Consider the following 23,873-nt stretch of genomic DNA (forward strand, 5'->3'; position numbering starts at 1 on the left):
TCTAGGTTAATGTTTAATTGAATTCTCCATTTTGCTTATCACCTCTATTGAAGATGCATAAACCTTGTCCATAGCTTGACTTTCGTCTCCCGGAGCGAAACGGGCAAATTCACAATCATTTAGTGCATTCAAGAAATCCTTGATTAATTCCTCGCTTACTCCGTGATTTCTCAATTTTTCTTCTATATTGTCCTTGGACAAACGAGATACAGGAATATTTAATTTATCACTAATATATCCCCATAAAGCTTTCAATACTTCATCATAAAAAGCATCTTTTTTATTTTCAGAAAGCAGTTTTCCTGCTAATTTCATACGTTTGGTAGCCACTTTGTTGGCCTTTTTAGTTCGTACTTTAGCGACATTCGCATTTTCAGCAGCTTGCTTGCGATAGATGATAAAGAATATTATAAAGGCAAGAGCCGGAATAATATAGAAAAGCCAATAAGACATGGAACCGTAGAAGAAACTTCCTTTAGGTTGGAGAGTTACTTCATTCTGTTTGATGTAACGAATATCTTCACCTAATACTTTTAAGTCTTCCTTGTTGGTAAAGTTCGCAATTACCTGGTCGGCATTTCCTGCACCTTTTTCAATATTCACTACATATTCTTCTGTTTTCAGAGTTTTGTATGATTTGGAACGAATGTCAAAATAGCTAAAAGATACCCCTGGAATCTTATATGTGCCGGCATGTCTAGGGATAGCTAAATATTCAATTACTCTGTTACCTGTAAGTCCTTCCCGAGTTAACCTAACTTGATTGTCTACTTTAGGATCATATACTTCAAAATCTTCCGGGAATTTTATTTCCGGATTAGAAATTAACTTCAAATTTCCTGTACCGGAAATCACTAACTTAATAGTGATAGCATCATTGGTTTTTAATTCTTGGCTATTGATAGAAGAAGAAACTGTAAACTCTCCTACTCCGCCTGAGAAATCAGCCGGTTTACCAGCCGGAAGCGGACTTACATTTATTGCTATCTTAGGGGTAGCAATAGATTTTTTAATTTCTATAACGTTACTTCCTCCATTAAAAAATGCATCAAAAGGGTCATCCGATTGTACTGGTTTGCCTATAGTCATTTGGAATTGTGCCGGATCTATGTACAATTTTCCGGATTGTTGAGGGAATAGCACAAACTGACGATAGACAGTTGTATAATAATTACGTCCACGATAATGTTCCGGAGTCCATCTGGCATTTGTTGTCATTTCAATCTCTTGTGAATGAAAGCCTTTGAAATCGGGTAACTTTGCATTATTCAATTGCAAATTAGACTCTCTGGTATAAATTTTATAAGTCAAGACAAATGCCTCCTGCTCAAATACATTCGTTTTACTAGCCGTCGCAGTAATAAATAGATCCTGATCGGATACACTCGTACCGGAAGAGGAATGGGCGGAAGAACCTCCTTGTCCACCATTGCTGTTTTGGTCTTGTGGTAAAACCTTGATTTTTACGGAGTTTGATACCATTTGGTTACCATCGGCCACAATTGAAGCACCGCCAATTGTGTATTCCCCAGCAGTATTGGCCATCAATATATACGTAAATGTAATACTACTCGTAGATGTTACATTGCCATTTACAATCTGAGTACTACTTTGTTGTGAACGGCTTGGTCCCATCAACACATCAAATCCTTTGATTGATGGGGCTCGGAAATCTTTTACTTTTTGTGTAGTTACGGTATAAGATAGTCTGAATTGATCGCCTACTACTACTGCGTCAGGAGCAGAAGCAGTAAAAGACACTTTATCGGCAAATGCCTGAGTGCTATATACTATCAATGCTATCAATATGATAATCAGTTTCTTCATTGCTTATGAAATTTATATCGTCAACTTTATATTACCAATCTTTTTCCAAACGACCACCTTGCATAACCTGCTGTTGCTTCTTTACTTTATCCTGTACGTCTTTCTCATCTTGCATCACAGAATTAAGCAATTGTTCAGCGTTCTCTTTTGACATCTGATTCTTTTGTTTCTCAGATTTTGGAGGTTGTTGTTGATCCTTCTTTTGGTCTTGCTTCTGATCGTTCTGTTTATCTTTGTTCTGGTCTTGCTTTTGATCTTGCTTTTGCTGATCTTTATTTTGATCCTGGTTTTGATCCTGATTCTGTTGATTTTGTTGTTGGTCTTTCAACATTTTTTGTGCAAGAGCCAAATTATACCGAGTCTCATCGTCAGCAGGATTATTGCGTAAAGACATCTTATAAGCATCCACAGCCTTTGCATAATCTTTACCGGCTTGAAGAAGTACGCCCATGTTATGATATATATGAGCCAACTTCATCTTATCCTTCTCAATATTGCTGGCCGATACATATTGCTCCATAGCTTCCTGCATTTTCTGCTGTTGTGAGAGTGTATTTCCTAAATTATACATAGATACTGTAGATTTAGGATTCACCTCCAAAGCTTTCCGATAATTCACTTCGGCATCCACAAACACACTGTCATTAAACAGGCGGTTTCCTTTGCGGATATAGTCACGTTCTGCTTTCTGAGCTGATACAAAGGCGGCTGACAGCAGAAACACAGCGAATAGAATATATTTACTTTTTAACATGCGCATAACTACTTCTTATTAGAAAACAGATGAACGTTCTTAAATAAAGGATTCTTGCGATCTAAAATTAATATTTCCGCTAATAACAATAATAGAATAATCCAGGCAATAGCTTGGAACTGTTCATTAAACTCCGTATATACCTTAGATTCTACATCAGATTTTGCCATCTTATTGACTTCCTGATTGATTGCTTTTTGAGCTGAGTTAGAATTATCTACTCGTACATAGATACCTTTTCCTTCTTTGGCAATCTCCTGACACATTGCTTCATTTAAGCGGGTAACAATCACATTACCCTCACGGTCACGTCGATAATCGTTGGTACCTTCTGCCGGGATAGGAGCGCCATCGGGCATACCTACTCCCAACACATTAACCTGGATACCTTTTTCGGCAGCAGCTTTTGCCGCTTCAACAGCACCACCTTCATGATTTTCACCGTCAGTAATTACGATAATGGCGCGTCCTACTCCTTCTTGTGGAGTAAAGCTACGTGCAGCCAAATTAATCGCTTCTCCAATAGCCGTACCTTGCTTGGATATCAATGAAGGATTGATAGATTCCAGAAACATTTTAGCGGAAATGTAATCACTGGTAATCGGTAGTTGAGTGAAAGCGTCACCGGCAAATACAATCATTCCCACTTTGTCATTGTCAAGCTCATCCACCAATCTGGATATCAGTCTTTTGGCTTTCTCCAAACGGCTGGGTTGTACATCCTGAGCGAGCATAGAATTTGAAATATCCAGTGCAATGATGACTTCCACGCCTTTACGTTTTACTGTTTCCAGTTTGGAACCAAACTGAGGACGTGCCAATAATACTGAAAACAAACCGATAGCGGCAAAAAGTATCCAGAATTTTACATCCGGGCGATATTTGGATACATCGGGCATTAACTGCGCCAATAAAACCGGATCTCCAAAACGTCGGATATTCTTTCTTCTCTTGTAGTTGGAGTACAAGTAGAAAGCTGCTAAAAATGGTAATAGCAGCAATAGGTATAAATATGTAGGTTCTCCAAATCGAAACATCTTTCTTAACTATTTTACGATTGACTAATTACGGTTGACCACCTTATGGAATCTTCTTCAGTATAGAATTACGCAATAATACCTCCAATAGAACACAAAGGAAAGCAGCTAGTGCGAACCAGTGATATTCCTCATCCCGTTTGCTATACTCTTTTACATTCAGCTTAGTCTTTTCCAGCTTATCAATTTCTTCGTACACCTCTTTCAGTTTCGAATTACTTGTAGCCCGGAAGTAATTACCGTCCGTAGTACCTGCGATTTGCGTCAATGTTTTCTCATCAATTTCAACAGGCATACTAACATATTGTACAGTATTTCCGACCGGATAAGGATAAGGCGCCATTCCATTCGTACCAACCCCGATGGTGTACACACGAATTCCAAAGCTTTTTGCTATTTCAGCAGCCGTCATAGGAGAAATATCACCTTTATTGTTAGTACCGTCTGTCAGCAAAATAATGACTTTAGATTTTGCTTTACTGTCTTTCAGTCGAGTTACAGCATTTGCTATTCCCATACCTACGGCAGTACCATCTTCAATAAGACCGCATTTGATATTGTGAATCATATCTAACAATACAGCATGATCCACAGTCAACGGGCATTGAGTAAAACTCTCACCGGCAAATAAAGTAATACCTATATTATCATTAGGACGTCCGTTGATAAACTCTGCCGCTACATCTTTGGCTGCTTCCAATCTATTGGGCTTTAAGTCTTCGGCCAACATACTGGTAGAAACGTCGACGGCCAGCATTATATCAATACCTTCTATTTCGCTGTTCTGCCACTTATTGGTTGTTTGCGGTCGTGCGAGGACCAGAATTACCAATGTTAACGCAAAAAGACGTAAAAGAAAAGGAGCATGCAACAAATAGTTCTTATAACTTTTAGGTGTATGCGCATATACCCGAGCGTCCGAAATCTGAAGAGTAGCTTCACTTTTCCTTTGCTTCAAGATATACCATACAATATAAGGTATAAGTAGTAATAGCAAAAACAGATATTCTATATTGGCAAAAACCATTTTATTTATGATTTAACAGTTTACTTTTAGTATTCAAGTTACTCATTCTTTACACAAAAAGATTGTATATCTGCATACCTATATATATAAAGACACCAATCAATGCCGCAGACAAAAGTGCAATTCCGCAAATCAACATTACTTTAACGCGTAAAGAACGTTTTTCAATAATCGTAATTTCCGTTGGTTGCGGTTTTTGATTTTCCTCCTCCGGTTGTTTTGTTTCATTGATAAAGTCAATTGCATTAATTAAGTTTGCATCATTTTCGTTCATCTGAGGATCATGCTTGGCAAACTTCACTAAATCGGCAGTCTGAAACAGTTCTTTTAGGTCAGATATAGCTTCTTTATCCTTCAATTCCAATAACTTATCAATAATTTCCGATGATGTCATTTCCAATGCATTGAATCCGAAACGATCCTTTATATACGTGCGAAGAGCATCAGTCAATTCTGTATAGTATTCCTTCGATCTTCCCTTCTGCCATACTTTCTCGGTTTTGATACGTTCTATCTCTTTCATTGCAGCTTGATGTGGCGGCAATTTCGGTTCTACTTTTATCTTACGGATAATAGGTTTATTATCACGGATACGAACAATGAGATAGATCAGTAAACCGAGTAAAGGTAAAGCTAAGAATGAGCAGGAAATTAAACCGTACCAGTCTTCCCATGCAAAAGGAGCTTTCATTACAGGTTTTTGTCCGAAGAATTGGTCAGAGTGTAATGTATCGACCGGTATTGAGTAGACTTTCAGTGCTAAAGCTTTTGACTTATACTCTTTGCCATCTACCGTAACAGGCATTGGCGGCAGATAATACAAAGCCGAGTCAAAGGAAGTGATAACATATTCCTGTGTGATCAACATTCGCTGGCGGTCATTCAAAAATTGCGTATCCGGTTTGACTGTTTCTATAATTTCCACACCTTTTACTAAAGTATCAGTATAAGCAGGGAAAATAGCATGTTGTTTAGCATCCATAGCCACTTGCAACTGCACTTTTGCCTGTTCACCGATCAGTATTTGCAATGAATCTATCTTCGCCTCTACCGTAACAGATTGTGCAGCTACTTTATCAATGGATAATAGACCTAATAATGCTATCAGAATAATATTTCTACTCATCTTTGATTTCATTAATTTCGTTTGGCAAATAAGTTCAACAATGCCTTTACGTAATCCTCATCGGTTCTGACAGAAACCGAATCCACATTACTTTTCGTAAATGTGTCGTTCAGTTCCGTCTGCTTTTGAATCCACCAATCGTGATGCGCTCGACGTACAGCTTTTGATGAAGTATCAATCCACTGCTCATGTCCGGTTTCCGCATCTTTTATTCGCATGAGACCCACAGGAGGAAGATCACTCACTCTCCGGTCATAAACCTGTAATGCTACTACATCATGTTTCCGGTTGGCAATAGTCAGAGCATTCTTAAAACTTTCCTGATCAATGAAGTCGGACAGAATAAATGCAGTGCAACGTCTTTTCATGACATTCGTCAGATATTCCAATGCAAGACGGATATTAGTACGACGGCTTTCCGGTTGAAAGTCAATCAATTCACGAATGATATATAGAATATGTTTACGTCCCTTTTTAGGAGGAATAAACTTCTCTATCCGGTCTGAAAAGAAAATCACTCCAATTTTATCATTATTCTGAATAGCAGAAAAAGCAAGGGTGGCAGCAATTTCCGTCACCATATCTTTCTTCAACTGCTTGACGGTACCGAACTCCAAACTTCCGGAAACATCAACCATTAACATAACTGTCAGTTCACGTTCTTCCTCAAACACTTTTACATAAGGTTTGTTGAAACGCGCGGTCACATTCCAGTCTATGTCACGTATATCATCGCCGAATTGATATTCGCGGACTTCCGAGAATGACATACCCCTACCCTTGAAAGCCGAATGATACTGGCCTGCAAAGATATTATTAGACAATCCTCGTGTCTTAATTTCAATCTGACGAACTTTTTTTAGTATTTCACTTGTTTCCATTTAGGGCACTTCAACCTTATTCAAAATCTTACTGATGATTTCGTCCGAAGTCATGTTATTAGCTTCCGCTTCATACGTCAATCCGATACGGTGGCGAAGAACATCATGCGCGACAGCACGTACATCTTCCGGAATTACGTAACCGCGGCGTTTGATGAAAGCGTATGTACGGGCAGCCAATGCTAAATTGATAGATGCACGGGGTGAACCACCGAAACCGATCATATCTTTCAATTCCTTGAGGTCATATTTCTCCGGGAAGCGGGTAGCGAATACAATGTCTACGATGTAGCGTTCGATCTTTTCATCCAGATATACCTGGCGAACTACTTTACGCGCTTCAATAATTTCGTCAGCTTTCAGAATTGGTTTTACGTTGAACTTTTCTCCATTAATATTCTGACGAATAATCAATTTTTCCTCTTCCAACTTCGGATAATCAATAACGACCTTCAGCATAAAACGATCAACTTGCGCTTCCGGAAGCGGGTAAGTTCCTTCCTGTTCGATAGGATTCTGAGTAGCCAATACAAGGAAAGGTTCCGGCAATGTAAATGTTTCTTTACCGATAGTAACCTGACGTTCCTGCATGGCCTCCAATAAAGCACTCTGTACTTTAGCCGGAGCACGGTTAATTTCATCGGCTAATACAAAATTAGCGAAAATAGGTCCTCTTTGAACTTTAAAAGATTCGTCTTTTTGACTGTAGACCATTGTACCTATGACGTCCGCAGGCAATAAGTCCGGTGTAAACTGAATGCGGCTATATTTCGCATCAATCAGAGAAGCAAGCGTTTTAATAGCTAAAGTCTTTGCCAAACCGGGTACACCTTCCAAAAGAACATGACCATCGGAGAGTAATCCGATAAGCAGCGATTCAACCAAATGTTTCTGACCAACAATGATTTGGTCCATACCTGTTGTAAGATTGGTAACGAAAGCACTTTGTCTTTCAATCCGCTCATTCAACTCGCGGATATCAATTGATTCAGCCATAAATACTTAATATTTTATTATTTAAATCCCATTATTTCTATATAAGCCCTGCCAATAGTAGCATAAGGCTTTTTATTTTGCCCCCAAAAGTACGCCATATAATTAACGATTGCAACTAATTTTTATTAAAAAACAATGCGAAGTCTTTAGATTAAGGTACTTTCATACGCTTTTGTACATCCATAACACTTCACCCGGCCGATACAGGGTTGTAAGGCCGGGTGAATGGAATTCTTATCACTTATTCTTTTGTAAGCTCCGGAATTTTTATTGTTGTGCCGTACGGTACATTATTCGGGTTCTTAATAACGTCCGGATTGTGTTTCACAATATACGGCCACATAGCCTTGGTTCCATAGAATCGCAAGGAGACCCTTGTTAAAGTTTCACCTTCTTTGACCGTATATTTAGTCTTGGTTCCGGTTATTTTATAAGAGGCGGAATCCAAATATACAGATGTTGAAGGCTGCTGCCGGACAACTTTATTTTCAGTTTTGGCAGGTGTCACTGCTTCTTTCTTTTGAGGGACAACCGGTGTCGGAGTGATAGCGGTTTTGGGTGTCTCCGGTTTTATATCTTTCACCGAGTCTTGTTCGATCGTGTCGGATAACTGTACTTCCGGCTTGACAGGCTGAGTTGTTACGGGCGGCATATCAAGAGCATTCTTGTCGGATGACGAAGAGAATAAATCCGGATAATAAATGAATAAAACAACCCCTCCACATAATAACAGAACAAGTATGATGATCGTTATTAAATAAGGAACAGGCGATGTCTCTTTTACAGAAGAATCGGGAATATTCTTTTGGGGAGTCGGCTGTATAGCTGTCTGTGCCACTTCTGCCCCTTTTGCCATCTCTCCCTTTTCTTCTTGCGACCGCACTATCGTACTTTCCGGTTTTAGATTTGCCCTCAGAAGCTCTTGTTCTATAATCTCCTCCGCAGTAATTATTTCTTTCTTTTCTACAGGAACTGTTTTCGGTTCTACGACAACAGATTGTGGTTCTACAACTTGTGTTTCTACAATAGGTTGTATCTCTGTAAGAGATATTTCTTCTTTTTCCTCTTCCGGCTCTTCCTCCTTTTGAGGCTGTTCTATGTTTTCCTCAGGATTGGTTTCTACAATTACCTCTTCCTTAGGCTGGGATTGTGGCTCGATAGGTTCCGGTATGACTGTCGGAATTACTTCTTCCCCGCTTTCCTCTTCTTCCGTTTCTTCTATAGGAGTGTCCTCTAAAACAGTATTCTCATTTAAAACAACCGTCTCAAAGTGTGCAAAAGGCTTGTTTATCGTATCTCTTAAATTTGTATCCGGAGAAAACGAGACTTTGGTATGGCCTTTTATTTGAAAACGTTCCCCAGTGTTCACATTAACACTTTCCCGACTATCTACATCAATAAGTTTGAAAGTACCCAATCCTTTGATTTTTACAGTATTCTCACTCTCTAAGGCTTGCTCTATCAGAAGAAAAAACTCTTTTACGAACGCCTCAGCATCCTTTTTGGTCATGCTATGTTTTGCTGCCAATAAGTCAGTAAGATCTTGAATTGTTAGTCTTTCATTCATAACGGGGAATATATTTATTTAAACTTATCTTTCAATGTATTACTAGGTCTATAAGATAATACCAGTTTTGGGGGCACCAACATACGCTGTTTGCTTGCCGGATTTATGGAAATGCGTTCCGCCTTTTTCTTTACTTCAAAAGAACCGAACCCCTGTACCGCAATCATGTTGCCTTCTTCCAACTCTTGCGTCATGCTAGCCAACAAAGAATTGATTAATTCAGAAGTATCTTTGATGGTATATCCTAGTCTTTCCGCTAGCTCGGATGTAAATTCCTTATTATTCATACATTTATAACCTTTGCATATAAATCAAAATCATCCGCATCTATCACTTCCACCTGATAGAACTGCCCAATCTCAAGCTCTTTTTCAGAACTATTAATCAGAACCTCCGGATCCACCTCCGGTGAGTCGAATTCTGTTCGTCCGATATAATAATCCCCCTCCAACCGGTCAATGATAATTTTCATTTGTTTTCCGATTTTAGCGGCGCTTAATTCAGCTGAGATTCCTTGCTGGATATCCATCAGCTCATCAAGTCTGGCTTGTTTAACTTCTTGCGGGATAGAGTCTTCGTACGCTTCCGCAGCATAAGTTCCCTCCTCTTCGGAATAGGCAAAAGCTCCCATTCGGTCAAAACGCACTTTGCGTACAAACTCTTTCAGTTCTTCAAAGTCCTCTTCTGTCTCTCCCGGATGTCCCACCATTAAAGTTGTCCGTAGATGAATGCCCGGCACTTCTTTACGGAATTGCTCAATCAATTTATAAGTATCCTCCTTAGTGACTTGACGTCGCATTAATCTCAACATCTTGTCACTGATGTGCTGGAGGGCAATGTCCATATATTTGCATACATTGTCGCGTTCACGCATAACCCGGAACAAATCAGTCGGAAAATGCGCAGGATAGGCGTAATGAAGGCGGATCCACTCTACACCCGGAATGTCGGAGATACGTTCAATTAGTTCCGGAAGCATTTGTTTCTTATATAGATCGACCCCATAATAAGTCAGTTCCTGTGCAATCACTTGAAACTCTTTTACACCTTGAGATACCAGATACCGGACTTCATCAAGAATTTCATCAATCGGTTTGGATATGTGACGCCCTGTGATGATAGGAATAGCGCAATAGGAACATTTCCGGTCACACCCTTCTGATATTTTCAAATAAGCATAATGTCGGGGAGTCGTTAATGTCCGTTCGATATATAATTCATCATGATACGTCTGTCCTAAATCCTGCAACAGTTCCTTCCAATTGAACTTGCCATAGAACTTATCTACCTGCGGTATCTCGATTGCCAATTCTTTAAGGTAACGTTCGGAAAGGCAACCCATTACGAAAAGCTTTTTCAAATCACCTTCTTCTTTCCTTTCGGCAAATTCCAGAATCATATTGATAGATTCCTCTTTTGCGTCACCGATAAAACCGCATGTATTAATAACAGCTATTTCACCTTGCGGATTTTCCGTATCATGAGTCACACTGTATCCGACTTCTTCCAATTGACGTATCAATTGTTCCGAGTCTACCAGATTTTTAGAACATCCCAGAGTGATTATATCAATTCTTCTTTTTTTCATGCATTCTCTCCAAACAAAGAATCTACAAACTCATTCTTACGGAATACTTGTAAGTCTTCTATGCCTTCACCTAATCCGATATATTTAACGGGAATCTTGAATTGATCTGATATGCCGATTACAACTCCTCCCTTCGCTGTACCATCCAGTTTTGTAATGGCCATCGCTGTCACTTCCGTTGCCAGAGTGAACTGTTTTGCCTGTTCAAAAGCATTCTGACCTGTAGAACCGTCCAATACCAATAGAACCTCATTAGGAGCATCGGGCACTACTTTCCGCATCACATTCTTTATCTTTGTCAGCTCGTTCATCAAACCGACTTTGTTGTGAAGACGTCCGGCAGTATCAATAATTACAATATCCGCATTGTTGGCAACCGCAGAACTAAGGGTATCGTATGCCACCGATGCAGGGTCGGCACCCATTTTTTGTTTAATGACAGGCACACCTACTCGTTCTCCCCATATCATAAGCTGTTCTACTGCGGCAGCACGGAATGTGTCGGCAGCTCCCAAGTAAACGGACTTGCCTGCTTTTTTGAATTGATAAGCCAGTTTACCGATTGTTGTGGTCTTGCCTACTCCATTAACTCCCACAACCATAATTACGTATGGCTTCTTGTCAATAGCTACATCAAAATCGGCTACATCTCCAGAATTATTTTCAGTCAATAAAGCGGCTATTTCATCGCGCAATATATGATTCAACTCCTGAGTATTCACATATTTATCTTCCGCTGCACGTTTTTCTATGCGCTTAATGATATTTAAAGTGGTTTCCACACCTACGTCAGATGTGATCAGCACTTCTTCCAGATTATCCAACACTTCGTCATCTACCTTTGACTTACCGGCTACGGCACGAGCTATCTTACTAAAGACACTCTCTTTGGTTTTAGATAATCCTTTATCTAAAGTTTCCTTCTTTTCCTTGGAAAAAAAACTAAAAAATCCCATATTTATAGATGTTTGTATGATACATTATGCTACAAAGATATAACAAAGGATTGGAAAAGTAAAAAAAGAAGCAATAAAAAATCCCCTCATTGTTATCAATGAGAGGATTTTGAATTTATAGCGTGTATGCTATCTCGATTATTTTTTGAAAAAGTCTTGTACTTTTTCGTTCGGAACCATTTGTTCATCAAAAACGTATGCTCCGGTTTTCGGAGATTTTACCATTTTGATAACCTTGGTATAAGCACGACCTTCTTTAGAACCATCGTGCAAACTTGCTACTGTTTTCTTTGCCATGGGTTATACTTCTTTATTATTTAATTTCTTTGTGTACTGTTACTCTTTTCAGAATCGGGTTGTATTTCTTCAACTCAAGTCTTTCTGTAGTATTCTTTCTGTTCTTAGTTGTGATATAACGAGATGTTCCCGGCATTCCACTGTCTTTGTGTTCTGTACATTCCAGAATCACCTGTACTCTGTTACCTTTTGCTTTCTTTGCCATTGTAAGTTTTCTCCTCTACGTTTAGCCGATTACTTTAATGCTTTTCCAATCACAATAACCTTTAGCCACAGCTTCAGTCAGCGCAGCGTCCAGTCCTTTTTTGTTGATAATACGCAGTCCGTTAGCGCAAATGCTAAGGCTGATCCAACAATCTTGTTCTACATAGTAGAACTTTTTGTTAAACAAGTTCAAATCAAAGGTTCTTTTAGTTCTTCTCTTTGAGTGTGAAACATTGTTGCCAATCATGGCTTTCTTTCCGGTAATTTGACAAATCTTCGACATTTCTATCTTATTTTTATAGTTTTATATCTATACTTATTTCAAACAGGACGCAAAGTAAGTACTTTTATCCGTATAAAACAAGAATTTCTTAAAATAATTCACTTATAAGCAGCTATTTTTCTTTATTTGAGTAAATCTCGGAGCATTAGCAACGCATTATTGCCGGCTCTTTCAATATTCATGGCTCTTCCGCGATTTGTTTCCTGCTTGTATGTCCGAATTTCGTTTTTATAACCAGCAGCTATCCATACAGTCCCCACAGGTTTCTCCGGAGTGCCTCCTCCCGGTCCGGCTATTCCCGATGTGGCGACAGCGCAGTCAGTTTTCAATGCTTTCATCGCACCTTTTACCATTTCAATCACCGTTTCTTCACTAACGGCTCCATACTTTTCCAATGTCTCGGAAGACACGTGCAAAAGGTCCTTCTTCACTTCATTGGAATAAGCCACTATGCTACCTTTAAAATATTCCGAACTTCCGGCGATAGATGTCAGTCGCTCCGCAATGCTTCCACCTGTGCAACTTTCTGCGGTGGATACGGTTAATTTCCTCTTTTTCAGTAACTCTCCGATGATGATTTCCAACGGAGTATCTTCTTCGCTGAAAATGTCTTCGCCCAATATTGTTTCCAATTTTGCTTTCTCACGGTTCAGAAGAGTTTCCACTTCTTTCCTGTCATGTCCGCGTCCGGTCAATCTCAGACGGATAATTCCCAGTTTGGGCAGATATGCCAGTTTGATGCAATCCGGTAAGGCGACCTCCCAAGCTTCTAATTTCTCCGCCAACACGGATTCGGGGTAATGTTGTACTAAGAAAGTCTGATGCATAATGACATCTGTTTGAAACCTCTCATGCAGTTTGGGTAATACGCTTTCAGTCATTACGGCAGTCATTTCCTGTGGTACTCCCGGCATAGATACAAGTACTTTGCCGTCTCTCTCGAACCAGCTCACAGAAGCACTTCCTACCGGGTTGTTGATTACCGTACAGTTCTTCGGAACCATTGCCTGACCTTTATTCAGTTTATTCATTGGTATTTTACCGGCCAATACCCGTTTCACGTTTTCGAAGACTTCTTCGCTGAATATCAGTTCAGTATTGAAGTACTTACACAGTGTTTGTTTGGTAATATCATCTTTAGTAGGGCCCAGTCCTCCGGTCACTAAAACAATATTTGCCCTTTTCATCGCATTATCAATCGCTTCCAGGATCTCTTCTTCCCTATCGCGAACCGATACGATGCGAAGGACTTCAATTCCTATATTATTTAACTCCCGTCCCATCCAGGCGGAATTTGTATCGACTACCTGCCCTATCAGCAGTTCATCACCAATGGTTATAAGCTCGGCAAACATATTTCTCCTGCTTTATTTATTATATATACCTATTATATTATAAGAATATCCCTACTTCATTAAGCTATTCTTCCTGCTCCTTTCTCTCGTTCCACGTACGTGGACTTTATGTTTCGTGTATGTGGACCGTTCGTTTCACGTACGTCAACCTACGGGTTCCCGTGCGTGAAACAAAGAAATAGAATAGAGGAAACCTATTAATGCTACCGTCATATTATCCTAATTCTACCAAGACAAACGGCAAAAGTTACCGTATCCCAATGCTTATATGCCGTTATCCCGATGCAAAAATACGGTTATTGTCACCTATTTCATCATCAATTGTCACTATTATCACCTATTGTCACTCCTATTATCACCTGTTAAGCAGCTATCATACAAATGATTAGACGAAAAAGTGACAATAGAAAAACAACTTTATAGGGTGACACGAGAATAAGCCGGAAGCTCAATAGAGCAGAAATCTTTATCCAGATATTTGAAATATCCGGTAATGGCAATCATAGCCGCGTTGTCAGTGGTATAGCTGAATTTAGGTATAAAGATATTCCAGCCATACTTTTCCGCATGTTCCCGGAAAGCATTACGCAATCCGTTATTTGCGGAAACTCCTCCCGCTACGGCCACCTCTTTTATCTTATACTCTTTCGCAGCTTTTCGCAGTTTGTCCATAAGGATATCCACTACCGTTGCTTCCAATGAAGCTGCCAGATCCACTTTATGATGTTCGATAAAATCAGGATCTTCCTTCATCCAGTCGCGCAATGAATATAAAAATGAAGTTTTCAGTCCGCTGAAACTATAATCCAATCCCGGAATATGAGGTTTGCTGAATGTATATGCTTTCGGATTTCCCTGGCGTGCCAGCTTGTCGATAATGGGGCCGCCCGGATATCCTAATCCCATAACCTTTGAACATTTATCGATTGCTTCACCGGCGGCGTCGTCAATTGTCTGGCCGAGAATCTCCATGTCATTATAGGCCTTTACCAATATAATCTGCGAATTTCCTCCGGACACTAAGAGGCAAAGGAATGGAAATTGCGGCTGTTTATTTTCTTCTCCTTCAGCTTTAATAAAATGAGCTAAAACATGACCTGTCAGATGATTAACATCAATCATAGGAATTCCGAGAGAACGAGCGAATCCTTTAGCGAAAGAGACTCCGACAAGCAAGGACCCCATTAATCCGGGACCACGTGTAAAAGCTACTGCACTCAACTCTTCCTTAGTGACTCCGGCACGTTTCAACGCTTCGTGTACTACCGGTACGATATTTTGCTGGTGTGCCCGTGAAGCCAATTCGGGTACTACTCCACCGTATGCTTCGTGTACGGCTTGACTTGCTACCACATTTGACAGCAGATAACCATCCTTGATAACGGCTGCCGACGTATCATCACAGGAGGACTCAATTCCTAATATTATTGCACTCATAAGTTATTTAAACTATTAAACGGTGCAAAAGTAATCATAAAACTACGATTCATAACGAACTATTTTATATTTTTGTTCGCAAAATAAAAGTAATCGCTTATCAGAACGCTGAAAAAGACTGTACGCTGGGTAGTTGGTATTGTACTGGGAGTATATATCGGAACTATTGCTTTGCTGAACATACCAAATGTTCAGCAAGCGATGAGTGCGTTTGTCGCCGACGAACTTTCCGAAGTGTTGAAGACGAAAGTGGTAATCGGCAGAATCAATATGGGATTATTGAACCGTATTATCATTGATGATGTATTGCTTGATGACCAAAGTGGACAGGAAATGTTGAAAGTCACCCGTTTGTCTGCCAAGTTCGATATCGTGCCTTTTTTTAAGGGAAAGATTTCTATCAGCAGTGTGCAGCTTTTCGGTTTCAATATTAATCTTCGCAAGGAAACACCGGATACTCCTCCTAACTTTAAATTTGTTCTGGATGCTTTTGCTTCCAAAGACACTGTAAAGAAAGAGAGTTCGCTTGATTTGCGTATCAATTCAATATTGATTCGTCGTGGAAGAATGTCCTATCATGTACTTTCGGAAGAAGAGACTCCGGGAAAATTTAATGCCAAGCATATCCAACTTCAGAATATTATAGCCAATATATCTTTGAAGGCATTGAGCAAAGATTCGGTCAATCTGGGAATCAAGCGATTGAGCCTTGATGAGAAGATGTCCGGATTTTCTTTGAAGAAAATGAGCTTGAAGCTGGTAGCCAACAATAAACAGACAAGCATTGATAATTTTGCTATTGAACTGCCCGAGACTTCTTTAAAAATGGATACTATCCACTTGGTGTATGACAGTTTACAAGCTTTCGAGCATTTTGCGGAGAAAGTGCATTTCTCTTTCCGTACGTTACCGTCGCAGATTACATTGAAGGACATCTCTCCTTTTGTGCCGGTTCTTTCCCATTTCAAGGAACCGATAACGTTGGACATGGAAGTAAAAGGAACTGTAGACCAGTTGAACTGTTCGCATTTGGAGATTGTGTCGGAAGAACAGCAATTCCGTCTTAGAGGGGATGTCTCGTTGCAGGATTTATCACATCCGCAGGATGCGTATGTGTATGGTACTCTTTCCGAACTTTCGGCCAATACCCGCGGGGTAGGCTTTTTAGTGCGTAACTTGAATCCGGATTATAATGGAGTTCCTCCCGTTCTCGAACGTTTGGGAAATATTAGTTTTCGCGGAGAAATTTCCGGATATTTCACAGACTTGGTAACGTACGGTCAGTTGCGTACAAGTCTGGGAGATGTGAAAACCGACTTAAAGTTAAGTGCGGATAAGAGCAAAGGGTTGTTCGCTTACTCCGGTGCGGTGAAAACAACGGACTTCAAGCTGGGGGAACTATTGGCTAATGAACAGTTGGGAGAAATAACTTTCAATCTGGATGTGCATGGACGGCATATCACAAATCAGCGCCCAACTGTAGAACTGAAAGGGCTGATTGCTTCAATAGATTATAGTAGATACAGATATGAAAATATCACGCTGGACGGAGAATATAAGCGGGGTGGCTTTAACGGTAAGGTAGCATTGGACGATCCGAATGGTTCCGTCTATCTGAACGGGGATGTCAATGTCACGTCCAAAGTTCCTACCTTCAATTTTCTGGCGGTAGTACACAAGGTGCGTCCGCATGATCTTAATCTTACTACTAAATATGCGGATGCGGAGTTTTCTTTGAAATTAAGGGCCAACTTCACAGGTGGTTCCATAGAAGAGATGATTGGAGAAATCAATGTCGATAGTTTGGAATTTACGGCTCCGGATAAAGAGTATTTCATGAAGAACATGAATATTCGGGCTACAAAGAAAAATGACGAAAACCAATTGAAGCTGACTTCCGAGTTTCTGACGGCCGATGTAGAAGGGAAATTTCAATACCATACCTTGCCCGCCAGTATTCTTAATATTATGCGGAAATATATTCCGTCTCTGATATTACCGCCTAAAAAAGAAATTGAAACGCATAATAATTTTCAGTTTGATATACATATCTATAATACGGATATTCTATCTACCATCTTTGATATTCCATTGACCATATATACCCATTCTACTTTGAAAGGATATTTCAACGATCCTTTGCAGCGTCTGCGTGTAGAGGGGTATTTTCCCCGTTTGCAATATAAGAATAATTTTATAGAATCGGGTATGGTTCTTTGTGAGAATCCAGCAGATCATATTCGTGCGTTAGTTCGTTTGACCAATCTGAAAAAGAAAGGAGCGGTTAATCTTTCTTTGGATGCGCAAGCCAAAGATGATAATGTCAGTACAACCTTGAATTGGGGTAATAATGCGGCTGTAACGTATAGCGGACAGTTGGCGGCTGTAGCTAAGTTTCTCCGTACGGAAGGAGAAAAACCGCTCTTAAAGGCAACGGTAGACGTGAAGCCTACTGATATTATATTGAATGACACGCTTTGGAAAATACATCCTTCGCAAGTGGTAGTGGATTCGGGAAAGGTGGATGTGAACAATTTCTATTTCAGCCATCAAGACCGTTATGTGCGTATCAACGGACGTCTGTCTGACAATCCCGAAGACTCGGTCAAGGTTGACTTGAAGGATATCAATATGGGATATGTGTTTGATATTGCCAGTATATCGGATGATGTAAATTTTGAGGGAGATGCTACGGGAACGGCATACGCGTGCGGTGTGTTGAAGAAACCTGTCATGAATACTCGTTTGTTTATAAAGAATTTCTCTCTCAATCAGGGACGATTGGGAGATTTGGATATATATGGTGAATGGGACAATGAGAATAGAGGAATCCGGTTGGATGCGTTTATCCAGGATATTGCTCCTTCTCCTTCGCACGTCACGGGTATTATTTATCCGTTGAAACCGGAGAGCGGACTTGATTTGAATATTGAAGCGAATGAATTGAATTTGAAGTTCCTCGAACACTATATGAGAAGCATTGCTAATGATATAAAAGGACGCGGAACAGGTAAGGTGCATTTTTATGGCAAGTTCAAGGGATTGAATCTGGATGGTGCAGTAATGACAGATGCATCTATGAACTTTGATATTCTGAATACTCACTTTGCCATCAAAGATACCATTCATCTGGCTCCTGGCGGATTGACATTCAATAATATACATATTTCCGATATGGAGGGACATACGGGAAAATTAAACGGATATCTGCATTATAAACATTTCAAGAATCTGAATTATCGTTTCGAGATACAGGCTGATAATATGCTTGTGATGAATACGAAAGAATCGGCGGATATGCCTTTCTATGGAACTGTATATGGAACCGGAAATGTAATGTTGTCCGGTAATGCCGCACAAGGACTGGAAGTGAATGCCGCCATGACAACGAATAGGAATACGACTTTTACTTATATTAATGGTAGTGTAGCGTCGGCCACGAGCAATCAGTTTATTAAATTCGTTGACAAAACACCGCGTCGGACCATCCAGGACTCTGTTCAGATTATCTCTTATTATGACCAGATACAACAGAAACGTCAAGCGGAAACAGAAGAGCAAAAAACGGATATCCGGTTGAATATTCTGGTGGATGCAACTCCCGACGCTACTATGCGGATTATTATGGATCCGGTTGCCGGAGATTATATCACAGGAAAAGGGACGGGAAATATCCGGACGGAATTTTATAATAAAGGAGATGTCAGGATGTTCGGTAATTACCGGATTAATCAAGGAGTGTATAAATTCAGTTTGCAAGAAGTGATTCGCAAGGACTTTGTGATTAAGGATGGAAGTACAATTACTTTCAATGGTGCGCCTTTGGATGCGAATATGGATATACAGGCTTCTTACACTGTGAACTCCGCTTCGCTGAATGATTTGATACCGGATGCTTCGACCATTATACAGCAACCCAATGTGCGGGTTAATTGTATAATGAATTTGAGTGGTATGCTGGTGCGTCCTACTATCAAATTGGGTATTGAACTTCCGAATGAAAGAGATGAGGTACAGACATTGGTACGCAATTATATCAGCACCGAAGAGCAGATGAATATGCAGATTCTTTATTTGTTGGGAATTGGTAAGTTCTATACGGAAGACGCTCGTAATAATAATCAGAACTCGAATGTCATGTCATCGGTGCTCTCCTCTACTCTGTCCGGTCAGTTGAACAATGCGCTGTCGCAGGTTTTTGAGACGAATAACTGGAATATCGGAACGAATCTGAGTACAGGAGACAAAGGTTGGACGGATATGGAAGTGGAAGGCATTCTTTCCGGACAGTTGCTGAATAACCGGTTACTGATCAATGGAAATTTCGGTTATCGGGATAACCCGATGGCGAATACGAATTTTGTCGGTGACTTTGAAGCGGAATGGCTGATTAATCGTTCGGGTGATATTCGTCTGAAGGCATATAATGAAACGAATGACCGTTATTATACAAAAACAAATCTGACCACGCAAGGGGTGGGTATTATGTATAAGAAGGATTTTAATAAGTGGAGCGATCTGTTTTTCTGGAATAAATGGAAAATACGTAATAAGCGTAAACAAGAAAAGGCGGAAAGGACTGAACAGCAACCGGTAGATAGTACCCATATCGATGGGACTGCTAAATCGGCAGTGAAGAGACAACGTCTCCAGCCATAAACAAGGTTTGTCTTTTAGGATAACAACCTTGCGTAGGCGGTCATAGATAATGTATGGCACAATACAGTCCGATGTTTTGCCAATATTTTTGGCAGCAACTGTCATAGGGTTTATCCCAGGATTGGGTATTGTAGAGAAAAGAGAGCAGAAAGGGTTTGATATTTATGCTCTGGGTTGCTCCGTTTTAGCATATAATAGCTGATTAAATGATTATTAAACGATGATTGGTGTCTTTCTATAACCTCACCAATCATCGTTTAATATGTTATCTGGGATGCTATTCTCCCTTTGTTTTATTTAATTATCAATATCAATCAGATTGAACTTCAAGTCGAATTTTAGTTCTACTCGATTAGAGAGTTTTACTTCGTACTCTTTTTTATCTCGTTCTATTTTCAATACTTTTGTGTCAGGATAATTAGTCGTTACATATTTCTGAATAGCTGTAGGAATTGTTGCTGTAGGAACAACTGTATGTTTACAATCTATTTCAGTCCAATTTCCTTTCTTGTCAAATTCTACCTTATTGCCGTTTGTGAAAATCACTTCATAACTTTTGTAGAAGAAATCATTTTCCATTTTTGCCAATGCTACTTTGTTCTTTGGGAAATGTTGTTTGATAAACAGTTGGGCCGGTTGTGGCATTTGTGTTACTTGAATTGGTTTGTCATCATCCGCACGCGCTACTGTTTGTAAAGTAAAAAGACAGACTAATAAGAATACTAACTTTTTCATAATCGTTGTTTTTTAATTGGTTTTACTATTATCATTTAATTTATATGGCAAAGATGAGAACAGATTCTGAAAAGATTTGGGAATTTCGGGAAATTTCGAAAGAAAAATCGAAAAATAGTGAAGTATGGCAAATAGGTTGGCAGCATGATATTCTTGAATTAGATTCTTTAGGATTCTTTTAAACCTACTAATAAACACATCCCTTATTTTTGCAACCACAAATTTGACAGTATTCATATTAAATAACCATAAGAACTTTTTTATGACTATGAGAACAAATTGTTTTTTATTATTAGCTATTCTGTTGGGATTGATTCCCATTAATAACACACACGCAAATGATTCTATCCCTAAGAGCGTGATTCTGTACACACCTTACACAAAAATCTCCGTATCTCCCGGAGCGTCAATTGACTACAGTATTGATCTTATCAACAACACAGACCAGTTGACGAACGCAAATCTTTCTGTCAGCGGATTGTCCGCCAGTTGGAAACACGAAATGAAATCCGGTGGCTGGAGCCTTAGCCAACTATCGGTACTTCCCAAAGAGAAAAAGACTTTCAATTTAAAAGTCGAAGTTCCATTAAAGGTGAATAAAGGTAATTATCACTTTGTGGTATATGCCGGAAACGCTAAACTTCCATTGGATGTGGTGGTTGCTCAAAAAGGAACATACCAGACTGAATTTACTACCGACCAACCCAACATGCAGGGAAATTCTAAATCAACCTTCACTTTCAGCGCCACTTTAAAGAATCAGACTGCCGACCAGCAGTTATATGCTTTGATGGCTAATGCACCCAGAGGTTGGAATGTAGTTTTTAAACCTAACTATAAGCAAGCCACTTCTGCGCAAGTGGAAGCCAACAGTACTCAAAATGTAAGTATAGATATTACTCCTCCTGCCAATGTAGAAGCCGGCAGTTACAAAATTCCGGTACGCGCCGCTACAGGTACCACTTCCGCCGAATTGGAACTGGAAGTGGTTGTTACCGGCTCTTATCAAATGGAACTGACTACTCCCCGTGGGTTATTGAGTACAGATGTCACAGCAGGTGATATAAAGAAAATAGAACTGGAAGTCAGAAACACAGGCTCTTCATTACTGAAAGATATTCAGCTGTCTGCCAATAAACCTGCTGACTGGGAAGTAACTTTCGAACCTTCAAAAATCGATGCACTAAAAGCCGGAGAGACATCAACGGTTATGGCTACATTGAAAGCTTCTAAAAAAGCATTGCCAGGCGACTATGTGACTACCATCATGGCAAAAACTCCTGAAGTAAATGCCGATGCGCAGTTCAGAGTTGCAGTAAAAACTCCGATGATATGGGGATGGGTAGGCGTTCTTATCATTATTGCCACCATCGGCGTGGTTTACTATCTGTTCCGTAAATATGGAAGGAGGTAAATTATGGGCGAACAAGTGATCGTACTTACCGATTTGACCAAACAATACGGTAATTTCACTGCTGTAGATCATATTCGCCTGAATATCCGGAAAGGAGAAATCTTCGGATTGCTGGGACCGAATGGTGCTGGAAAATCAACTACTATCTTAATGATGTTGGGATTGACAGAGCCTACTTCGGGAACAGTTGAAATTTGTGGAATCAATTCTACTACACACCCCATTGAAGTAAAAAGGAAAATTGGGTATTTGCCAGAAGATGTAGGATTCTATGATGATATGACAGGACCGGAGAATTTGATCTATACAGCGCGATTAAATGGAATTTCTGATAAAGAGGCAAAAACCAAGGCTATGGAACTGATGAAGCGGGTAGGCCTTGAAGATCAGTTAGCCAAAAAGACCGGGAAATATTCTCGTGGTATGAGACAGCGGTTGGGATTGGCTGATGTACTTATTAAAAATCCGGAGATTATTATTCTCGATGAGCCGACTTCAGGGATTGACCCTGCAGGTGTTCAGGAATTTATCGAACTGATTCGCTGGTTGAGTAAAGAAGAAGGACTGACTGTACTTTTCTCTTCCCATCATCTGGATCAGGTACAGAAAGTGTGTGACCGGGTAGGTTTGTTCAGTAATGGCCAATTACTTGCTCTGATCGATATGGCAGAATTGAAAGATAAGAAGCAGGAATTGTCTGATATTTATAACCATTATTTTGAGGAAGGAGGAGAAAGACATGAATAAAGTCAATCATCCTTTTTGGGTTATCGTCAACAAGGAAATTTCCGATCATGTCAAAAGTTGGCGTTTTATTATACTAATAGGTATTATAGCACTTACCTGTATGGGGTCGCTATATACAGCACTCACCAATATTAGTGAAGCCATCAAACCTAATGATCCGGACGGTTCGTTTCTTTTCTTGAAGTTGTTTACGGTTTCAGATGGGACTCTCCCCTCTTTTGTGCTGTTTATTAACTTCTTAGGTCCCCTATTGGGAATCGCTTTGGGATTTGATGCAGTCAATTCCGAACAAAATAAAGGAACATTGAGCCGTATGCTGTCCCAGCCTATTCATCGCGATTGCATTATCAATGCGAAGTTTGTGGCTGCTTTGATTGTGATAGGTATCATGTTGTTTGTATTGGGCTTTCTGGTGATGGGATGTGGGCTGATTGCTATTGGTATTCCTCCTACGGCAGAAGAGTTTTGGAGAATTGTTTTCTTCATCATTACCAGTATCTTTTATGTAGCATTCTGGTTGAATCTGGCTATTCTGTTTTCGCTCCGTTTCCGTCAGGCAGCGACTTCTGCATTAGCATCTGTGGCCGTTTGGCTGTTTTTTAGCGTATTCTATACCATGATTGTTAATTTGGTGGCAAAAGGATTGAGTCCGTCACAGATGGCATCACCTTATCAGATTATCAGTTATCAGAAGTTTATTCTAGGGTTGATGCGTTTGGCGCCGAGTGAACTGTTTAATGAAGCTACCACCACATTATTGATGCCTTCTGTCAGAAGTTTGGGGCCATTGACTATGGAACAGGTACAGGGAGCTATCCCTAGTCCGCTCCCATTAGGACAAAGTCTTTTGGTTGTATGGCCACAACTGACCGGATTGATTGCGGCAACGGTTATTTGCTTCGCTATTTCTTATATCATGTTTATGAGGAGAGAAATACGATCCCGATAACCTGCTTACTATAAAAGACGCAGAGGACACGGAG

The 23,873-nt window shown here is 40.0% G+C and carries 22 protein-coding genes; 5 read left to right on the forward strand and 17 right to left on the reverse strand.

The window, feature by feature from the left end:
- Positions 1-6: 6 nt before the first annotated feature.
- From ACNOGP_RS15640 to tsaD, 16 genes are all read right to left on the reverse strand, one after another.
- Positions 7-1,827 carry a BatD family protein gene (locus tag ACNOGP_RS15640; protein WP_418213148.1) on the reverse strand — a complete coding sequence of 607 codons (1,821 nt, stop codon included), beginning with the start codon at positions 1,825-1,827 and terminating at the stop codon, positions 7-9.
- Between the two features lie 31 nt (positions 1,828-1,858).
- A complete protein-coding gene (locus tag ACNOGP_RS15645; protein WP_182505761.1) occupies positions 1,859-2,581 on the reverse strand; it encodes a tetratricopeptide repeat protein in 723 nt (240 codons plus the stop codon).
- An 8-nt stretch (positions 2,582-2,589) separates the two neighbouring features.
- Entirely contained in the window at positions 2,590-3,618 is a 1,029-nt protein-coding gene (locus ACNOGP_RS15650; RefSeq protein WP_007760416.1) for a VWA domain-containing protein, read from the reverse strand.
- 43 nt (positions 3,619-3,661) lie between these two features.
- The gene (locus ACNOGP_RS15655; RefSeq protein ID WP_007758221.1) at positions 3,662-4,645 is read right to left on the reverse strand and encodes a vWA domain-containing protein; all 984 of its coding nucleotides are present in this window, start codon (positions 4,643-4,645) and stop codon (positions 3,662-3,664) included.
- 49 nt (positions 4,646-4,694) lie between these two features.
- Positions 4,695-5,783 carry a hypothetical protein gene (locus ACNOGP_RS15660; RefSeq protein WP_418213149.1) on the reverse strand — a complete coding sequence of 363 codons (1,089 nt, stop codon included), beginning with the start codon at positions 5,781-5,783 and terminating at the stop codon, positions 4,695-4,697.
- Positions 5,783-6,652: a DUF58 domain-containing protein gene (locus tag ACNOGP_RS15665; RefSeq protein ID WP_007758226.1), complete on the reverse strand. Its 870-nt coding sequence runs from the start codon at positions 6,650-6,652 to the stop codon at positions 5,783-5,785. Before ACNOGP_RS15665 ends, ACNOGP_RS15660 begins: the two co-directional genes overlap by 1 nt.
- Positions 6,653-7,648: an AAA family ATPase gene (locus ACNOGP_RS15670; protein ID WP_007758227.1), complete on the reverse strand. Its 996-nt coding sequence runs from the start codon at positions 7,646-7,648 to the stop codon at positions 6,653-6,655.
- Positions 7,649-7,889: 241 nt separating this feature from the next.
- Positions 7,890-9,215 (reverse strand): HU family DNA-binding protein, encoded by a 1,326-nt coding sequence (locus ACNOGP_RS15675; RefSeq protein ID WP_418213150.1) that lies wholly within the window; start codon positions 9,213-9,215, stop codon positions 7,890-7,892.
- A 14-nt stretch (positions 9,216-9,229) separates the two neighbouring features.
- On the reverse strand, positions 9,230-9,502 hold the full coding sequence (locus tag ACNOGP_RS15680) for an HU family DNA-binding protein (protein ID WP_007758232.1): 273 nt from the start codon (positions 9,500-9,502) through the stop codon (positions 9,230-9,232).
- Positions 9,499-10,803: a 30S ribosomal protein S12 methylthiotransferase RimO gene (gene rimO / locus ACNOGP_RS15685; RefSeq protein ID WP_007758234.1), complete on the reverse strand. Its 1,305-nt coding sequence runs from the start codon at positions 10,801-10,803 to the stop codon at positions 9,499-9,501. The genes ACNOGP_RS15680 and rimO overlap by 4 nt, the downstream gene beginning before the upstream one ends.
- Positions 10,800-11,759 (reverse strand): signal recognition particle-docking protein FtsY, encoded by a 960-nt coding sequence (gene ftsY, locus ACNOGP_RS15690; RefSeq protein ID WP_007760403.1) that lies wholly within the window; start codon positions 11,757-11,759, stop codon positions 10,800-10,802. Before ftsY ends, rimO begins: the two co-directional genes overlap by 4 nt.
- A gap of 138 nt (positions 11,760-11,897) precedes the next feature.
- Positions 11,898-12,056, reverse strand: a complete 159-nt coding sequence (locus ACNOGP_RS15695) for a DUF4295 domain-containing protein (protein WP_007758236.1) — start codon at positions 12,054-12,056, stop codon at positions 11,898-11,900.
- A 16-nt stretch (positions 12,057-12,072) separates the two neighbouring features.
- Positions 12,073-12,261: a 50S ribosomal protein L33 gene (rpmG, locus tag ACNOGP_RS15700; protein WP_002560155.1), complete on the reverse strand. Its 189-nt coding sequence runs from the start codon at positions 12,259-12,261 to the stop codon at positions 12,073-12,075.
- 21 nt (positions 12,262-12,282) lie between these two features.
- The gene (gene rpmB / locus ACNOGP_RS15705; protein WP_004295983.1) at positions 12,283-12,543 is read right to left on the reverse strand and encodes a 50S ribosomal protein L28; all 261 of its coding nucleotides are present in this window, start codon (positions 12,541-12,543) and stop codon (positions 12,283-12,285) included.
- Between the two features lie 122 nt (positions 12,544-12,665).
- On the reverse strand, positions 12,666-13,898 hold the full coding sequence (locus ACNOGP_RS15710; RefSeq protein WP_418213151.1) for a competence/damage-inducible protein A: 1,233 nt from the start codon (positions 13,896-13,898) through the stop codon (positions 12,666-12,668).
- Between the two features lie 417 nt (positions 13,899-14,315).
- Positions 14,316-15,335, reverse strand: coding sequence for a tRNA (adenosine(37)-N6)-threonylcarbamoyltransferase complex transferase subunit TsaD (gene tsaD / locus ACNOGP_RS15715; protein ID WP_007758239.1), 1,020 nt, complete (start codon positions 15,333-15,335; stop codon positions 14,316-14,318).
- 201 nt (positions 15,336-15,536) lie between these two features.
- On the opposite strand from tsaD, the gene ACNOGP_RS15720 reads away from it, so the two are divergent.
- On the forward strand, positions 15,537-19,994 hold the full coding sequence (locus tag ACNOGP_RS15720; RefSeq protein ID WP_418213152.1) for a translocation/assembly module TamB domain-containing protein: 4,458 nt from the start codon (positions 15,537-15,539) through the stop codon (positions 19,992-19,994).
- Between the two features lie 297 nt (positions 19,995-20,291).
- On the opposite strand, the gene ACNOGP_RS15725 is transcribed toward ACNOGP_RS15720, so the two are convergent.
- Entirely contained in the window at positions 20,292-20,729 is a 438-nt protein-coding gene (locus ACNOGP_RS15725) for a PepSY-like domain-containing protein (protein WP_143866015.1), read from the reverse strand.
- Between the two features lie 44 nt (positions 20,730-20,773).
- On the opposite strand from ACNOGP_RS15725, the gene ACNOGP_RS15730 reads away from it, so the two are divergent.
- The 4 genes from ACNOGP_RS15730 (at position 20,774) to ACNOGP_RS15745 (ending at position 23,839) form a co-directional block, all read left to right on the forward strand.
- Positions 20,774-20,911, forward strand: a complete 138-nt coding sequence (locus ACNOGP_RS15730) for a hypothetical protein (RefSeq protein WP_153260234.1) — start codon at positions 20,774-20,776, stop codon at positions 20,909-20,911.
- An 80-nt stretch (positions 20,912-20,991) separates the two neighbouring features.
- Positions 20,992-22,143, forward strand: a complete 1,152-nt coding sequence (locus tag ACNOGP_RS15735) for an NEW3 domain-containing protein (RefSeq protein ID WP_186967627.1) — start codon at positions 20,992-20,994, stop codon at positions 22,141-22,143.
- Positions 22,144-22,146: 3 nt separating this feature from the next.
- Positions 22,147-22,890, forward strand: a complete 744-nt coding sequence (locus tag ACNOGP_RS15740) for an ABC transporter ATP-binding protein (protein WP_004295990.1) — start codon at positions 22,147-22,149, stop codon at positions 22,888-22,890.
- Positions 22,883-23,839: an ABC transporter permease gene (locus ACNOGP_RS15745; protein ID WP_004295992.1), complete on the forward strand. Its 957-nt coding sequence runs from the start codon at positions 22,883-22,885 to the stop codon at positions 23,837-23,839. The genes ACNOGP_RS15740 and ACNOGP_RS15745 overlap by 8 nt, the downstream gene beginning before the upstream one ends.
- Positions 23,840-23,873: the final 34 nt, after the last annotated feature.

The organism is Bacteroides difficilis, from assembly GCF_048319815.1.
GTDB classification, from domain to species: Bacteria; Bacteroidota; Bacteroidia; order Bacteroidales; family Bacteroidaceae; genus Bacteroides; species Bacteroides zhangwenhongii.

Excerpts from the sequence above, each read along its gene's own strand:
- ACNOGP_RS15640 (WP_418213148.1), bottom strand. The coding sequence starts at position 1,827 with ATGAAGAAACTGATTATCATATTGATAGCATTGATAGTATATAGCACT.
- ACNOGP_RS15645 (WP_182505761.1), bottom strand. The coding sequence starts at position 2,581 with ATGTTAAAAAGTAAATATATTCTATTCGCTGTGTTTCTGCTGTCAGCC.
- ACNOGP_RS15650 (WP_007760416.1), bottom strand. The coding sequence starts at position 3,618 with ATGTTTCGATTTGGAGAACCTACATATTTATACCTATTGCTGCTATTA.
- ACNOGP_RS15655 (WP_007758221.1), bottom strand. The coding sequence starts at position 4,645 with ATGGTTTTTGCCAATATAGAATATCTGTTTTTGCTATTACTACTTATA.
- ACNOGP_RS15660 (WP_418213149.1), bottom strand. The coding sequence starts at position 5,783 with ATGAAATCAAAGATGAGTAGAAATATTATTCTGATAGCATTATTAGGT.
- ACNOGP_RS15665 (WP_007758226.1), bottom strand. The coding sequence starts at position 6,652 with ATGGAAACAAGTGAAATACTAAAAAAAGTTCGTCAGATTGAAATTAAG.
- ACNOGP_RS15670 (WP_007758227.1), bottom strand. The coding sequence starts at position 7,648 with ATGGCTGAATCAATTGATATCCGCGAGTTGAATGAGCGGATTGAAAGA.
- ACNOGP_RS15675 (WP_418213150.1), bottom strand. The coding sequence starts at position 9,215 with ATGAATGAAAGACTAACAATTCAAGATCTTACTGACTTATTGGCAGCA.
- ACNOGP_RS15680 (WP_007758232.1), bottom strand. The coding sequence starts at position 9,502 with ATGAATAATAAGGAATTTACATCCGAGCTAGCGGAAAGACTAGGATAT.
- rimO (WP_007758234.1), bottom strand. The coding sequence starts at position 10,803 with ATGAAAAAAAGAAGAATTGATATAATCACTCTGGGATGTTCTAAAAAT.
- ftsY (WP_007760403.1), bottom strand. The coding sequence starts at position 11,759 with ATGGGATTTTTTAGTTTTTTTTCCAAGGAAAAGAAGGAAACTTTAGAT.
- ACNOGP_RS15695 (WP_007758236.1), bottom strand. The coding sequence starts at position 12,056 with ATGGCAAAGAAAACAGTAGCAAGTTTGCACGATGGTTCTAAAGAAGGT.
- rpmG (WP_002560155.1), bottom strand. The coding sequence starts at position 12,261 with ATGGCAAAGAAAGCAAAAGGTAACAGAGTACAGGTGATTCTGGAATGT.
- rpmB (WP_004295983.1), bottom strand. The coding sequence starts at position 12,543 with ATGTCGAAGATTTGTCAAATTACCGGAAAGAAAGCCATGATTGGCAAC.
- ACNOGP_RS15710 (WP_418213151.1), bottom strand. The coding sequence starts at position 13,898 with ATGTTTGCCGAGCTTATAACCATTGGTGATGAACTGCTGATAGGGCAG.
- tsaD (WP_007758239.1), bottom strand. The coding sequence starts at position 15,335 with ATGAGTGCAATAATATTAGGAATTGAGTCCTCCTGTGATGATACGTCG.
- ACNOGP_RS15720 (WP_418213152.1), top strand. The coding sequence starts at position 15,537 with ATGAGTGCGTTTGTCGCCGACGAACTTTCCGAAGTGTTGAAGACGAAA.
- ACNOGP_RS15725 (WP_143866015.1), bottom strand. The coding sequence starts at position 20,729 with ATGAAAAAGTTAGTATTCTTATTAGTCTGTCTTTTTACTTTACAAACA.
- ACNOGP_RS15730 (WP_153260234.1), top strand. The coding sequence starts at position 20,774 with ATGGCAAAGATGAGAACAGATTCTGAAAAGATTTGGGAATTTCGGGAA.
- ACNOGP_RS15735 (WP_186967627.1), top strand. The coding sequence starts at position 20,992 with ATGACTATGAGAACAAATTGTTTTTTATTATTAGCTATTCTGTTGGGA.
- ACNOGP_RS15740 (WP_004295990.1), top strand. The coding sequence starts at position 22,147 with ATGGGCGAACAAGTGATCGTACTTACCGATTTGACCAAACAATACGGT.
- ACNOGP_RS15745 (WP_004295992.1), top strand. The coding sequence starts at position 22,883 with ATGAATAAAGTCAATCATCCTTTTTGGGTTATCGTCAACAAGGAAATT.